The 15266-nt window shown below is 38.5% G+C and carries 15 protein-coding genes; 3 read left to right on the top strand and 12 right to left on the bottom strand.

The window, feature by feature from the left end; translation table 11 throughout:
* Nucleotides 1-76 precede the first annotated feature (76 nt).
* From CBF27_RS12810 to dnaA, 12 genes are all read right to left on the bottom strand, one after another.
* A complete protein-coding gene (locus CBF27_RS12810) occupies nucleotides 77-1366 on the bottom strand; it encodes an adenylosuccinate synthase (RefSeq protein ID WP_126814926.1) in 1290 nt (429 codons plus the stop codon).
* 116 nt (nucleotides 1367-1482) lie between these two features.
* Nucleotides 1483-2850 carry a replicative DNA helicase gene (dnaB, locus tag CBF27_RS12805; protein WP_126814924.1) on the bottom strand — a complete coding sequence of 456 codons (1368 nt, stop codon included), beginning with the start codon at nucleotides 2848-2850 and terminating at the stop codon, nucleotides 1483-1485.
* Nucleotides 2851-2874: 24 nt separating this feature from the next.
* A complete protein-coding gene (rplI, locus tag CBF27_RS12800) occupies nucleotides 2875-3324 on the bottom strand; it encodes a 50S ribosomal protein L9 (RefSeq protein ID WP_126814922.1) in 450 nt (149 codons plus the stop codon).
* 138 nt (nucleotides 3325-3462) lie between these two features.
* Nucleotides 3463-3699: a 30S ribosomal protein S18 gene (rpsR, locus tag CBF27_RS12795; RefSeq protein ID WP_126814920.1), complete on the bottom strand. Its 237-nt coding sequence runs from the start codon at nucleotides 3697-3699 to the stop codon at nucleotides 3463-3465.
* Nucleotides 3700-3719: 20 nt separating this feature from the next.
* Entirely contained in the window at nucleotides 3720-4238 is a 519-nt protein-coding gene (gene ssb, locus CBF27_RS12790; RefSeq protein WP_126814918.1) for a single-stranded DNA-binding protein, read from the bottom strand.
* A gap of 39 nt (nucleotides 4239-4277) precedes the next feature.
* On the bottom strand, nucleotides 4278-4577 hold the full coding sequence (gene rpsF / locus CBF27_RS12785) for a 30S ribosomal protein S6 (RefSeq protein WP_126814916.1): 300 nt from the start codon (nucleotides 4575-4577) through the stop codon (nucleotides 4278-4280).
* 144 nt (nucleotides 4578-4721) lie between these two features.
* Nucleotides 4722-7178: a DNA gyrase subunit A gene (gene gyrA, locus CBF27_RS12780; RefSeq protein ID WP_126814914.1), complete on the bottom strand. Its 2457-nt coding sequence runs from the start codon at nucleotides 7176-7178 to the stop codon at nucleotides 4722-4724.
* Nucleotides 7179-7201: 23 nt separating this feature from the next.
* Nucleotides 7202-9148 carry a DNA topoisomerase (ATP-hydrolyzing) subunit B gene (gene gyrB, locus CBF27_RS12775; protein WP_126814952.1) on the bottom strand — a complete coding sequence of 649 codons (1947 nt, stop codon included), beginning with the start codon at nucleotides 9146-9148 and terminating at the stop codon, nucleotides 7202-7204.
* A 1-nt stretch (nucleotide 9149) separates the two neighbouring features.
* The gene (recF, locus tag CBF27_RS12770; protein WP_126814912.1) at nucleotides 9150-10271 is read right to left on the bottom strand and encodes a DNA replication/repair protein RecF; all 1122 of its coding nucleotides are present in this window, start codon (nucleotides 10269-10271) and stop codon (nucleotides 9150-9152) included.
* Complete coding sequence (yaaA, locus tag CBF27_RS12765) at nucleotides 10268-10516, bottom strand: S4 domain-containing protein YaaA (RefSeq protein ID WP_126814910.1); 249 nt, start codon at nucleotides 10514-10516, stop codon at nucleotides 10268-10270. Before yaaA ends, recF begins: the two co-directional genes overlap by 4 nt.
* A gap of 211 nt (nucleotides 10517-10727) precedes the next feature.
* Nucleotides 10728-11858, bottom strand: coding sequence for a DNA polymerase III subunit beta (dnaN, locus tag CBF27_RS12760; protein ID WP_126814908.1), 1131 nt, complete (start codon nucleotides 11856-11858; stop codon nucleotides 10728-10730).
* Between the two features lie 159 nt (nucleotides 11859-12017).
* Entirely contained in the window at nucleotides 12018-13355 is a 1338-nt protein-coding gene (dnaA, locus tag CBF27_RS12755) for a chromosomal replication initiator protein DnaA (RefSeq protein WP_126814906.1), read from the bottom strand.
* Between the two features lie 468 nt (nucleotides 13356-13823).
* Between dnaA and rpmH the strand changes: the two genes are divergently transcribed.
* The 3 genes from rpmH (at nucleotide 13824) to CBF27_RS12740 (ending at nucleotide 15252) form a co-directional block, all read left to right on the top strand.
* Nucleotides 13824-13958, top strand: coding sequence for a 50S ribosomal protein L34 (rpmH, locus tag CBF27_RS12750; protein ID WP_071457793.1), 135 nt, complete (start codon nucleotides 13824-13826; stop codon nucleotides 13956-13958).
* A gap of 119 nt (nucleotides 13959-14077) precedes the next feature.
* A complete protein-coding gene (gene rnpA / locus CBF27_RS12745; protein WP_126814904.1) occupies nucleotides 14078-14416 on the top strand; it encodes a ribonuclease P protein component in 339 nt (112 codons plus the stop codon).
* A 17-nt stretch (nucleotides 14417-14433) separates the two neighbouring features.
* Nucleotides 14434-15252: a YidC/Oxa1 family membrane protein insertase gene (locus CBF27_RS12740; protein WP_126814902.1), complete on the top strand. Its 819-nt coding sequence runs from the start codon at nucleotides 14434-14436 to the stop codon at nucleotides 15250-15252.
* Nucleotides 15253-15266 lie beyond the last annotated feature (14 nt).

Raw genomic sequence — 15266 nt, 5'->3', positions numbered from 1 at the left:
ACCTCCAATCTTGTTTTACATACATTATATCATTCACTAGTAAAAAAGAAGAAGTCTGAGACTTCTTCTTTTTTAACTATTGTGCCCAAACACTTTCAAGTACGTTCGTTTGTGAGCGGTCTGGTCCAACAGAGAATGTTGAAATTCTCACTCCAACCAGTTCTGCTATTCTATGAACATACTGCCGTGCATTTTCCGGCAAATCTGATAATGATTTGCAGCCGGTGATATCTTCATCCCAACCAGGAAGTTCTTCATAAATTGGTTTGCAACGGGATAAGTCTTTTAAGCTTGCAGGATAATGATAAATTTTTTCGCCATCCAAATCATAGGCTACACAAATTTTTACTGTCGGCAATCCGCTTAATACATCGATAGAGTTCAATGAAAGGTTAGTAATTCCCGACACGCGTTTTGAATGGCGCATGACGACACTGTCAAACCAGCCGACGCGTCGCGGTCTTCCTGTGGTTGTCCCGTACTCGCGGCCAACCTCACGAATTTGTTCACCTGTTTCATCAAACAGCTCTGTTGGAAATGGCCCGTCACCCACACGTGACGTATATGCTTTACAAACTCCCACTACTTTATTGATTTTTGATGGTCCTACACCACTACCGATAGTGACCCCGCCAGCAACCGGATTTGATGATGTGACAAATGGATATGTGCCTTGGTCAATGTCAAGCATGACTCCTTGTGCACCCTCAAATAAAACCCGCTTACCGTTATCAAGCGCATCATTCAATATCACAGACGTATCGGTCACATATTGTTTGATTTGCTGTCCGTATTCATAATACTCTTCAAAGATATCCTCAAAAAGCATTGGGTCACAGCCATATACTTTTGTAAATTGCTGATTTTTTTCGTCCAAATTGATTTTTAATCGTTCAGCGAAAATTTCTTTATCCAATAAATCTGCAATTCTAATTCCTACACGTGCAGCTTTATCCATATAAGCCGGACCAATTCCTTTGATTGTCGTCCCTATTTTGTTGTCACCTTTAGCATCTTCTTGCAATTGATCAAGTTTAATATGATATGGCAATATAACGTGTGCTCTGTCAGAAATACGTAGATTATCTGTGGAGACATGTTGATCATGCAGATATTTTATTTCTTTGACTAAAGACTTCGGATTAATGACAACACCGTTTCCTATGACGCTAATCTTTTCTTTATAAAAAATGCCTGAAGGAATTAAATGCAGCTTATACGTTACTCCATCAAATTTAATGGTGTGACCGGCATTGTCACCACCCTGATAGCGTGCAATAACTTCGGCATTTTCACTCAGGAAATCAGTAATTTTACCTTTTCCTTCGTCGCCCCACTGCGTCCCGACAACTACTACTGAAGACATAAGAACACTCCATTCATTATTAATACTTAACTATTGTAACAACAAAACAGATATAAATCAATTATTTTCGAACATTTATAGTTTTATTTCAAATACAATTATTCTAAACACGAACATTAATAATCATCACGGGAAGATAGTGACGAAAACTTATTGTATTCTTTAATAAACAGCAATTCAACAGTCCCTCTGGCACCGCTTCGGTTTTTCTCTATGATAACTTCAATGATGTTGTTAGATTCCTGTACAGCTTCGCCGTTGTCGTCATCACCTTCCCTTTGATAATAATCATCCCGATACAGGAATGCAACGATATCAGCATCCTGTTCAATGGATCCGGATTCACGAATGTCACTTAATACCGGGCGCTTATCTTGCCGTTGTTCAACACCACGGGACAGCTGGGAAAGAGCAATGACGGGAACTTTTAGCTCTTTGGATAACTTTTTCAATTGTCTTGAAATATCTGAAACTTCTTGTTGACGGTTTTCTTTGCCATTACCTTCTATCAACTGCAAATAATCAATTAAAATCAGGCCTAAGTTGCCTTGTTCTTGAGAAAGTTTACGACACTTTGCACGTATTTCTGAAATTTTAATCCCCGGTGTGTCATCAATAAAAATGCTTGCCTTTGACAAACTGCCCATTGCAACAATAATGTTGTCCCATTCTTCATCTGTTAATTGCCCTGTTTTCAAATGAGACGCTTCAATCAGTCCTTCTGCACAAAGCATACGATTGACCAATGATTCTGCACTCATTTCCAAACTAAAAATCGCCACAGCTTTATCAGTCTTTGTACCAATATTTTGCGCAATATTCAACGCAAATGCTGTCTTCCCTACAGCCGGTCTTGCTGCTAATATGATTAATTCTTCTGGTTGCAAACCAGCAGTCATTTTATCCAAAGCATGATAACCAGTCGGCAAACCTGTTATTGCTTCTCCTTGCTGGGATAACTTTTCAATCTGCCCGATAGATGTATTCAAAACATCTGCAATGGCTAAAAAGCCGCTTCTATTTCTTTTTTCGGAAACTTCCAGTATTTTTTGCTCAGCTGTATCTAAAATAGCTTCCACATCTTCATCTTGTTCAAATCCACTTGTAACAATATCAGTGGCTGTTTGAATAAGATTTCGCAATAATGATTTTTGTTCAACAATTTTAGCATAGTAAGCAATGTTAGCCGCTGTTGGAACAATTAGTGTCAGCTCTGATAAATAAGCTAGACCACCAATATCTTCAAGCAAATTTTGTTGTTCCAGAGCATCCTTAACTGTAATTGCATCAACTGCTTCATTCTTATTGTTAAGGTCAACCATTGTCTGGAAAATCAGCTGATGGGAGTGTCGGTAAAAATCTTTTGCTTCAATATACTCCATCGCTTCAATAATCGCATCTGTATCCAAAAAAACTGAACCTAATACCGCTTGCTCAGCTTCAATATTTTGAGGAGGAATTCTATTTTGCTGTATACTTTCCATTCTAACGACTCCTAAACATATCTCTTACTCAACGACATGTACTCTCAATGTTGCCGTCACATTTTTATATAGTTTTACTGGGACATTGGTAAATCCCAATGACTTAATCGGTTGAGGCAAATCCATTTTTCGTTTATCAAGTTTAATACCATGCTGCTTTTCCAAAGCTTCGGCAATTTGCTTGGATGGAATCGAACCAAACAATCTACCATCCTCTCCTGCTTTCGACGTAAGCGTAACAACAAAATCATCTGCCTCAATCTTTTGTTTCAGCTGAGTCGCCTCTTCCAATTCCTCAGCCTCTTTTTTTGCCTGAGCCTGTTTTTGGCCTTTCAATTCGCTTAAAGCTTGCGGTGTCGCTTCAACAGCGTAGCCTTTTTTAATCAAAAAGTTTTGTGCATAGCCCAGCGCCACTTCTTTAACTTCGCCTTTTTTCCCTTTTCCTTTTACATCTTTCAAAAAAATAACCTTCATATTTTGTCAACCTTTCTTATCCAAATAAGTTAGTCATTCCAACTAATTCTACCACACAATTTATGTAACATAAACTCAGAAAAATGTTTCACGTGAAACAAAAAAAGTATTTACGATACCGTAAATACTTTTTATCTATTAATCTTCACTAACAAATGGTAGCAAACCCATGATACGGGCTCTTTTAATTGCTGTTGTTAATTTCCGCTGATGTTTTGCACATGTTCCTGTAACACGTCTTGGTAAGATTTTACCTCTTTCAGAAACAAATCTTTGCAATAATTCAACATCTTTATAATCGATATAATCTATGTGATTTGCAGAAAAATAACAGACCTTACGGCGCTTTCTGCCACCTCTTCTTGGTTGTGCCAATGTAGCTCCTCCTGTTCGTTTTAGAATGGTAAATCGTCGTCCGAAATATCAATATTGGATGCACTGCCAAACGGATTGACATCTCTATCAAAATTCGGCATCTCATTTTTTGTGTTTGACGAAGTTTGCCCAAACGATTGGTCATTTTGATTAAAGTTACTCTGGTTTGATTGTCCAAAGTTACCACCAGAAAACTGCTGTTGACGTTGTTCAGAGGCACTCTTTGATTCTAACAATTGGAAATTATCGCAAACTACTTCAGTAACGTAAACTCTTTGACCTTGTTGATTTTCATAGTTACGAGTCTGAATACGTCCGGTCACTCCAAGCAGAGTTCCTTTGCGCGCATAATTAGCCAGTGTTTCAGCTGATTTTCTCCAGATGACACAATTAATAAAATCAGCTTCTCTTTCACCGCTTTGGTTTGTGAAATTCCGATTAACAGCTAGGTTAAATGTTGCAACTGCTGCACCACTTGGCGTATAACGCAAATCCGGATCGCGAGTTAGTCTTCCTACCAAAACAACATTATTAATCATTTGTTCATCTCCCTTCGTATTAATGTTTCACGTGAAACATTATTTTTCTTCTTTGATGATCATATGACGCAAGATGTCATCGTTGATCTTAGCTAAACGATCAAACTCGTCAATCGCTTGAGCATTTTCTGAAGAAACTTTAACAATGTGATAGATGCCTTCTTTGAAATCTTGAATTTCGTAAGCTAAACGACGTTTTTCCCAAAGTTTAGATTCCAAAACTTCAGCGCCATTGTCTTTCAAAATTGCATCAAAACGATCTACTAGAGCTGTTTTTGCTTCTTCATCAATGTTAGGACGGATAATATACAGAATTTCGTAATTAACTGCCTGACTCATTGATATTCACCTCCTCCTGGACTATAAGGCTCTCAATTGAAATTGAGAGCAAGGAAAGTAAGACTGTTTCAGTCTACTAACAGCTGTTAATTATACATTTTTCCTGACATAAAATCAAGTCCGGCGGCAAGAAAAAGAAGAAGATTACTCTTCTTCTTCAATTTCCTCTTCATCTGCGTCTAATTTTGCCATTGTAGCAACTGTCGCATCTTTTTCAAGTTTAATCAGTCGCACTCCCTGAGTTGCACGGCCAGTTTGCGAAACAGACTCTACATTAAAGCGGATGATAACTCCTTTGTCTGTGATGACTAAAATATCTTCTTCACCACTGACTGTTGTCAGTCCTGCGAGTCCGCCGTTTTTGCTGGTAATGTTTGCTGTTTTTACACCTTTGCCGCCACGGCCTTTCACTGGATATTCAGATCCCAACGTGCGCTTGCCATAACCTTTTTCTGTGATAACAAGAACTTCTTTTTCTTGCGTGATGACATCCATGCCAATGACATAATCATTTTCCCTTAAACGAATGCCTCTGACTCCTGTCGCGTTTCTTCCCATATCTCTCACAGCTGTTTCAGAAAAAGTAATCGAGTATCCCTGATGGGTACCGATAATAATATGTTGCTGCCCGTCAGTTGGTATGACATTAATCAGTTCATCGTCATCTTTCAGTGTAATAGCTTTTAGACCATTACTTCTAATATTGGAAAATGCCATCACTGAGGTTCGTTTGACAGTTCCCATTTTTGTTGTAAAAAAGAGATACTTGCCGGCTTCTGCTTTTCCCTCAACGCCAATGATTGCTTGTACTCTTTCAGACGAATCAATGCCCAGCAGATTGATAATTGGAATTCCCTTAGCTGTACGTCCGTATTCAGGAATTTCATAGCCCTTGGCTCGATAAACTTTCCCAGTGTTCGTGAAAATCAGGAGCGTATCATGGGTCGAGCAGGAAATAATATTTTCTATGAAATCATCATCATGAATGCTCATTCCTTGAACGCCGCGTCCGCCCCGCCTTTGTGCACGGAATTCAGTACTTGGCAGACGTTTGATATACCCGTTATGAGTCAAAGTAATCACTATGTCTTCTTCTTCGATCAAGTCTTCATCTTCCAAACTTAATACTTCTCCCACTAAAAGTTCGGTTCGACGTTCATCGCTGAATTTGAGTTTTATTTCGTCCAATTCGGTTGAGATGATGTCCAGCACCCGCTGAGGATTGGATAGAATATCCGCTAAATCGGCAATCAATACCAGCAATTCTTGATATTCTTTTTCAATTTTTTCTCTTTCCAAACCTGTCAAACGACGTAATCTCATGTCCAATATAGCTTGGGCTTGGCGGTCAGACAATGCAAACTCTGTCATTAAAGTAGTTTTTGCAATGTCATCGGATTGAGAAGAACGAATGATTTTAATAATTTCATCAATATGGTCTAAAGCGATACGCAAGCCTTCTAAAATATGGGCACGTGCTTCCGCTTTATCTTTATCGAATTGTGTTCTTCGAGTAATCACTTCTTCTTGATGGGCAAGATAATACTCAAGAATACTCTTCAATCCCAAAATTTTAGGTACGCCATTGACAATCGCCAGCATATTAAACCCAAAAGAAGTTTGAAGTGAAGTCAATTTGTATAAATTATTTAGTACAACTGATGCACTGACATCCCGCCGTACATCAATAACAATCCGCATACCTTCCCGCGATGATTCATCGCGCAAATCTGTTATACCTTCAACTCTTTTCTCTCTGTGAAGATTGGCAATCCGTTCAATCAATTTAGCCTTATTCACCATATATGGAATTTCAGTAACGATAATCCGTTCTTTCCCATTAGGCATTTCTGTTATATCCGCTTTTGCCCGAACGATAATAGAGCCTTTGCCGGTCTCATATGCTTTGCGAATCCCAGATTTTCCCATCACCAGGCCGCCGGTCGGAAAATCGGGACCAGGTAAAACTTCCATTAATTCTGTTGTTGTGACATCTTTATTCGTCATCAACAATTGAACGGCATCAATTACTTCGCCTAAGTTGTGGGGCGGAATATTAGTTGCCATCCCCACTGCAATCCCTGTTGTGCCGTTTACCAACAGATTGGGAAATCTTGACGGCAAAACTTCCGGCTCTTTCTCTGTTTCATCATAGTTATTTTGAAAATTGACCGTATTCTTATTAATGTCGCGGAGCATTTCAACAGCTATTTTACTCATTCTTGCTTCTGTATAACGCATTGCCGCCGCTCCGTCACCGTCCACAGAACCAAAGTTCCCATGTCCATCAACCAACATGTTGCGGTAACTGAAGGGTTGTGCCATCCTTACCATTGATTCGTAAATCGCACTGTCACCATGCGGGTGGTATTTCCCCATGACATCACCGACTATACGGGCTGATTTTTTGTGCGGTTTATCTGGTGTGACACCCATTTCATTCATCCCATACAAGATCCGCCGATGAACAGGTTTCAAGCCGTCTCTTACATCCGGCAATGCACGAGAAACAATGACGCTCATGGCATAATCGATAAACGATTCTTCCATTTCACTTGTTAAGTTTACGTCTTTAATTCTATTACTATATTCTTCAGTCATGAAAGTGTCTCCTTCACATCTAATTAAACATCTAAGTTCTTAACATAATGCGCATTTGCCTCAATAAATTCACGCCTTGGCTCCACTCTATCCCCCATAAGCATTTCAAATATTTGATCTGCTTTAATGGCATCATCAATGCTGACTCGCAACATCGTCCGTCTTTCAGGATCCATTGTCGTCTCCCATAATTGGTGGAAATCCATTTCCCCCAGCCCTTTGTATCGCTGAACACTCGGTTTAGGATTAGCTGGTAAAGAAGCAAGTGTTTCTGCCAATCTGGCATCCGCATCTTTCCCCGGCTGCACGTAAGTGATTTTCTTCCCTTGTTTTACACCATAGAGAGGCGGCTGGGCGATATAAACATAACCTGCTTCTACAATTGGTCTCATATAACGGTAGAATAATGTTAACAACAATGTTCTGATATGCGCGCCATCCACATCGGCATCTGTCATAATGACCAATTTATGATAACGGGCTTTTGAAACATCAAAATCATCGCCAAAACCTGTGCCCATGGCGGTAAATAGTGAGCGGATTTCTTCATTAGCAAGAATTTTTTCCATACTTGCTTTTTCAACATTTAAAATTTTCCCCCGGATTGGTAAAATCGCCTGAAATTCCCGGTTTCGTCCCTGTTTAGCTGAACCGCCGGCAGAGTCTCCCTCAACGATGAAAAGTTCACATTTTTCCGGTATGCGACTGGAACAATCTGCTAATTTACCAGGCAAACTGCTGATTTCCAGAGCTCCCTTGCGGCGCGTGACTTCCCTTGCGCGTTTGGCGGCTAACCTTGCTTTCGATGCCAAAATACCTTTGTCGACTATTTTTTTAGCAATATCTGGATTTTCCAATAAAAATTTATTAAATGCTTCAGAAAACAAGCGGTCAGTAACCGTTCTAACTTCTGAATTTCCTAGCTTGGTTTTCGTCTGGCCCTCAAATTGCGGTTCAGGATGTTTGATGGAGATGATTGCTGTCATACCTTCACGCACATCATCACCACTTAAATTATCGTCCGTTTCTTTAAGAAGTTTCTGCCTCTTAGCATAATCGTTAATTGTCCGTGTCAATGACGTCCGAAATCCAAATTCATGCGTTCCGCCTTCGTAAGTATGAATGTTATTCGCAAAACTCAACAAGTTGGAATGAAACCCATCTGTATACTGAATAGCTACCTCCACCATAATGTCATCTTGTTCACCTTCAGTATAAATAGGCGAATCGAAAAGGACGGTTTTATTGCTGTTTAAGTATTCAACGTAGCTTTTTATTCCACCTTCGTAGTAAAATTCCTCACGAGTCTCTTTTCCGTCCCGCTTATCTTCAATAGTGATTTTTAATCCTCTGTTCAAAAAGGCCAATTCTCGAATACGTGTCGCCAGCGTATTGTAATCAAATTCAATAGTTTCAGTAAATATTTCGCGATCCGGCTTAAAATGAATCGTTGTACCGTGAAGGTCGCTCTCACCGATGATTTTTAAATCATCGACGATTTGTCCGCGGGTGTATTCCTGATAATAAATTGACCCGTTTTTATAAATTTTAACATCGAGTTCCTCCGAAAGGGCATTAACAACTGATGAACCGACACCATGAAGACCACCAGAAACTTTGTAGCCGCCGCCGCCGAATTTACCGCCTGCATGGAGCACTGTCAGTACTGTTTCAACAGCCGGTCTGCCGGTTTTCTCTTGAATGTCTACCGGAATCCCCCGGCCGTCGTCAATCACAGTGATGCTGTTATCTTTTTCAATGATGACGTTTATTTCATTGCAATAACCAGCTAACGCTTCATCAATTGAATTATCTACTATTTCCCAGACCAAATGATGCAGTCCCTGCGGACCAGTAGAACCGATATACATCCCCGGCCGCTTGCGCACTGCTTCAAGGCCTTCAAGTACCTGAATCTGACTGGCATCATATTCATGTACATTTTCTTCATTTAATTTTTCATCCGTCAAATTAGTCACGTTTCCTTTCTACTTTTCCGTCATTTATCCAAAAAACTTCAGGTTCGATTGTCAGTTTTTCTTTCAAATGAAAAATATTAGTTGTGGTCAAAAATGTTTGCAGTTTACTCTCAATAAATTCCAACAAATGAACTTGGCGTTCATCGTCAAGTTCGCTTAAGACATCATCGAGCAATAAAATCGGATATTCGCCTATTTCTTCATTAATCAGCTCTATTTCGGCTAACTTGATACTTAAGGCGGTTGTCCGTTGTTGTCCTTGAGACCCGTATGTTTGGATATTCAAATCATTCACATTAAAAATAAGGTCGTCCCTATGAGGACCGACAGAGGTCGTTTGCCTCATAAGGTCGCGCTGCTCATTTTCTTTTAAACTTTTCAACAAACTCTCTTGAATTTTTTCAAGAGAGGCGCTCTGTTCTATATCGGCTGAACATTTATAAGATATAGTAAGTATTTCTTTGCGGTAAGAAATCCGCTGATGGATTTCATTTGCCCATCTTTCTAATTTTCTCAAAAAAGACAGCCTGTGAAACAACACATGACTGCCATACTCGGACAGCTGTTCTGATAAAATGTCCAAATAAGTCTGATCTTTTTTTTGCTTTAATGGCATCTTTTTTAAATAATGATTTCTTTGTTTGAGCACTGTTTGATAGGAACTTAAATGGTGTAAATAAAGCGGGCTAATCTGACCTATCTCCATGTCCAAAAACTTGCGTCTGTTTTGAGGAGCCCCTTTTACCAAAGAAAGATCTTCAGGAGAAAACAAGATAACATTAACAGCGCCTATGTAATGACTTAATTTTGATTGTTCCAAATCATTGAGTTTGGTTTTTTTCCCTTTGTTTGAAATGACCATCTCTAGTAATTGTGTGCCATTTTTTTTTGATACTTCGCCTTTTATTTTGGCATAAGGTTCGTGCCAACGAATCAGCTCTTTTTCATTAGCGGTCCGGTGGCTGCGGGCCATGGCAAGCACATAGATACTTTCAAGCAGATTGGTTTTGCCCTGCGCGTTTTCTCCTAAAAAAATATTCAGATTGGGGGAAAACGTGAGCGCAAGTTTTTCGTAATTTCGGTAATTTTCCAGCGTAATGCTTGTTAAGTTCATTTATGAAAATCCTCTTCTGACGGTTCGGGCATTTTTTCCATAAAAAAAGTACCTAATTCAGGTATGTCAATCATCATTCCAGTGTAGAGTTTCCGGCCGCGTCGCTGTTCTATTTCTCCGTCAACCAGCACGGTATTTTCCTGTAAATACCACTTAGCCATTCCCCCACTGGAAATAACGTTTACTTCCTTTAGGAACTGTCCCAATGTTATATAGTCACTTTTTAAAAAGAATTTTTGTTTCAATGATTTTCACCCGCTTCTTTATCACTTGGTATACATAATTATACCTTTTTTTAGCGGGAAAAACAAATTTTCTTTATTAATTTGTCTTCTGAGGCATTTTAAGATAAATAGATAGTTTTATCATTTTTATAGTTTCATCGCTTAAAAACGATTATATTACGATTTTAGCAAAAAGAAATCCATTATCGCGATGATAATGGATTTCTGAAAATTAACTTGTTCTTACAGGCGTAATCAGTTGAATAAATTGATAGGCGTCATCAGTTGGTTGAAGTGTAAAGGCTCTGATCGGAGAAATAAATTTGATGACAATATCAATATTGCCGAAAGCTTTCAACGCATCTTTCATGTAATCTGGATTAAAGGCGATTTCCAAAGGATCTCCTTTAACAGAATTATAGGATAAAACTTCTTCCACATTACCGACTTCCGGAGAATTGCCGTAAATAACAACTTGCTCGGAGTCAATGGCTAATTTAATAATGTTGCTGCGACCTTCATGAGACAGTAAAGAGGCTCTGTCGATGGCGGCCAGAAGACTAGGCACATTGAATTCAATTTCTGTATTAAAATTATTAGGAATTAAACGGTTGGTATCTGGATAGTTGCCTTCCAGTAATCTGGAATAAAACTGCATGTTCTCTGTTTTAAACAGTACTTGATTTTCCATAATACTAATTTCAACCATCTGTTCTTCATCTTTAAAAGAACGGGAAAGCTCAGTCAAGCTTTTTCCAGGAATGACAATATCAAATTGTTGGTCCGTCGGCTCGACGTCAATAATTCTTTGACTTAAGCGGTGGCTGTCCGTCGCAACTGCGAGTAATTTATTCTGTTCTAATACAAAATGAACACCTGTCAGTATCGGTCGGCTTTCATGTAAGGACACGGCAAAACTGGTTTCATTAATTAGTTTATTTAGCAGCCTAGCAGGTATTTTAAATTGATTTTGCTGTTCAATGACTGGTAAATGCGGGTAATTATCTGCACTGAGTCCATTAACATTAAAGACTGCTTTACCAGAAGTAATCGTTACTTGATTGTTTTCCTGCAATTCTAAAGTCAAAATCTTTTCTGGCAACTTTCTGATGATATCACTTAAAAATCTTGCTTGTAAGACGATGGCTCCTGTTTGTTCAATTAATAACCCTGCCTTTTCGTCAGCTGCTGATAAAAATACTTCAATAGAAATATTGGCATTACTTCCTGTTAAAGTTAAACCTGCTTCCGTTAAGACGATTTTAACACCAGTCAAAATAGGAATGGTCGTTTTTCCTGAAATAGCCCGTTGTACTGTACTTAGTTCATCAATGAGAACATCTCTGTTTAAGGTAACTTTCATGCGTGCGTCTCCTTTTTAATTATAGTAATAAATAATAGTAATAGTAGTAGGCTGTGTTGATACTGTGGATAACCTCTGTCAAGCACACTAATTTATGAAAATAAGGTTGTGGATAGCTTGTGGATAATCCAGAGTTTTTTTCTTTTGGTTATCCACAGGTCAAGATAATAAGGTATTTTTGATGTCACTGACTTCTTTTTGGATAATCGGATCTGTTTCAATTAATTGTTGGATTTTTTCATGGGCATGGATAACCGTCGTGTGATCTTTCCCGCCAAATTCAGCACCAATTTTAGGCAAAGAATTGTCAGTCAGTTCACGAGAAAGATACATCGCAATTTGTCTGGGAACGACGATTGATTTAACTCGTTTTTTACCTTTCAGATCTTTTAAATTCAGATGATAGAATTTGCATACTTCTTCTTGGATAAGCAAAATGGTCATTTGATTTTTTTGAGAAGCCGGCTTCAAACTTTTTAACGCATCCGCCGCCAAACTTGTCGTGATATCATGACTGTTCATGGTAGCATAGGCTTGTACCCTGACTAAGGCCCCTTCTAATTCTCTGATGTTGGAGTCGATTTGTCCCGCGATGTAGCTGAGTGTGTCGTCAGGTATCTCCAGTCCTTCTGAATTTGCTTTTTTACGCAAAATAGCAATTCTCGTTTCCAAATCAGGCGGGGTAATGTCTACAGATAACCCCCATGCAAATCTGGAAATCAGCCGTTCCTGAAGTTTGGGAATTTCATTAGGCAGCCGGTCGCTTGTCAGCACAATTTGTCGGCCGTCATTGTACAGTGTGTTGAATGTATGAAAAAATTCTTCTTGCGTCCCTTCTTTGTCAGCAAAAAATTGAATATCATCCACGAGCAGCAGATCAACATTGCGGTATTCTTGTCTGAATGCTTCAGATGTCCTGTTTTGAATTGAGTTGATAAAATCATTTGCAAATGTTTCGCTGGTGACATATTTTATTTTGGCATCCGGTTGATTTGCCAACATTTGATGACCGATTGCGTGCATCAAGTGTGTTTTGCCTAATCCCACACCGCCGTAGAAAAACAGTGGATTGTACGTTGCTCCCGGGTCTTCAGCAACGACTAAAGCAGCTGCATGTGCCATCTGATTACCTTTTCCGATGACAAAGGTATCAAATGTGTATTTAGCATTCAGGAGCGCTTTTTTGCTGTTTTTCGGTAAAATATGCGTGACATGATTTTTTTCAACTTTTTTTTCAGTAGTATTGTCGTCACTATGAATAATAAAAACAGGGGTAATTTCTTCTCCTGTCAATTTAAAGCCGGTTTCAACGATTTTTCCTGCTAAATTTTTTTCCCAATAGTCTTTATGAAGTGTGGAAGGAACTTCGATCGTCAGAATATTATTTTCCAAACTGAGCGGCTTGGCCTGTTCGATCCAGGCATTAAAGCTCGGCCCCGTAAGTATAGCACGATAGCTATTTTCCAACTCTTTCCAAATGAAATCAATATTGGGCATTTTCTATCCTCCTTAATAAACTGTTTCCTGTCTATTCTAGCATTAAAAAAAAAAGTTTTCCACTGATTATCAACCTGTGGAAAAAAAATTAACACGATTGACATATACTTATCCACATCCAGATTGAAATTGTGGGTAATTCAAGCTAAAATAAAAATATCCACAAGTTATCCACATAAACGGATAAGCTATGTATAGGCATTCAGGACAGTTTTCAACAATTTGTTTTTGAAAAGTGGATTAGTTGTAAACAGGATGTCTATTTGTGAATAACTTATAAGAAACTTGAAAATAACTAGAAATGGCAATAATCATTTACACATCTTTGTGGATAAGTTTCTCTCTTGTGTGCATATCTTTTTAAAGAAACATTCAGCAAAAACATTGACAAATAACATTTTTATTATGTATAATATCGTAGTCTGTCTAAGTAGATAATAAGTAGGAAAGTTTAGGAGGTGGATTGACATGAAAAGAACATATCAACCTAAAAAGCGCAAACGCCAAAAAGTTCATGGATTCCGCAAACGTATGAGTACCAAAAATGGTCGTCGCGTACTGGCAAGCAGACGCCGTAAAGGCAGAAAAGTTTTAGCAGCGTAAATCACTGATGTAAGTTTCAGTGATTTTTTTTATTAAAGAATGAGTTTTTATTTGTCAAAACTATGCTATTATAATAGATGTCGCAATAGATAATTTTGTAGATTAAAAAGGGATGTTACATGAAAAAATCCTATCGTATAAAAAAAGAATCTGATTTTCAAAATATCATTAATGAAAAAAATTCCTTTGCTAATCGGAATTTTGTTGTTTATGTCAGCAAACAGGACAATAGCCGGCACTTTAAAGTCGGTTTGTCTGTTGGGAAAAAAATCGGCAATGCAGTGACCAGAAACAGATACAAACGATTAATCCGCCAGGCACTACTGTCCATCCAAAAAGATATTCCACCAAACTATTATTTTATCGTAATCGCGAGACCGAATATTGTATCGTTATCTTATGATGAAGTGAAGAAAAATTTGATACATGTTCTCCGGTTAGCGAATATATTAATCTAGTGAAAGAGGTTGAAAGTGTGAATAAAAAGAAAAAGCTATTATTATTTTTAGGAATGGCTGCTTTAATCATTGTTCTGACAGGATGCGGTACGGGACAAGTGGATCAAAGCAGTACGGGAATATGGGATAGATATATCGTCTATAATTTTGGAAGGGCGATAAAATTTCTTTCTTTTGGCAATGCGGGTATCGGTATTATCCTGTTTACTATTGTTGTAAGAATCATTTTATTACCTCTTATGCATTTTCAAAATAAGAGCATGCGGAAAACTCAGGAACTTCAGCCAAAACTCAAAGAACTACAGGAAAAATATCCTTCAAAGGATTCTGAATCGGTTCGTCTGCTTCAAGAAGAACAGCAAAAATTGTATAGTGAGCATGGTGTTAATCCGTTCAGCGGATGTCTGCCGCTGCTTGTTCAGCTGCCGATTATGATGGCTCTTTATCAGTCTATTTCCCGTATACCGTCCTTGCAGGAAGGAACGTTTCTGTGGCTGCATTTGAGCGAGCCTGACCGCTTGTTTGTTTTACCTGTTTTGGCAGCTATTTTTACCTTTTTAAGTAGTAAATTGACTAGCATGGCACAACTTGAAGTGCAAGGAAGCATGAAAGTGATGAACTATGGGATGCCGATCATGATTTTTGTGATGGCGATCAACCTCGCGAGCGGTTTATCTTTATACTGGGTCGTATCAAATGCTTTTCAAGTGTTGCAAACATTGTTGATTAATAATCCATTTAAAATACGCAAAGAACGTGAAGAAGAAGAACAGCGGAAACGGGAACTTCAAAAAGCCTTAAGAAAGGCCAACCGTCCTAAGAAAAAAAGAAAATAAAAATTGTCAAGGAG

Source organism: Vagococcus acidifermentans (assembly GCF_003987655.1).
Taxonomy (GTDB): Bacteria; Bacillota; Bacilli; order Lactobacillales; family Vagococcaceae; genus Vagococcus_B; species Vagococcus_B acidifermentans.
The sequence above is the reverse complement of the archived record's forward strand: the minus strand, read 5'-3'. Positions and strand labels throughout refer to the sequence as shown.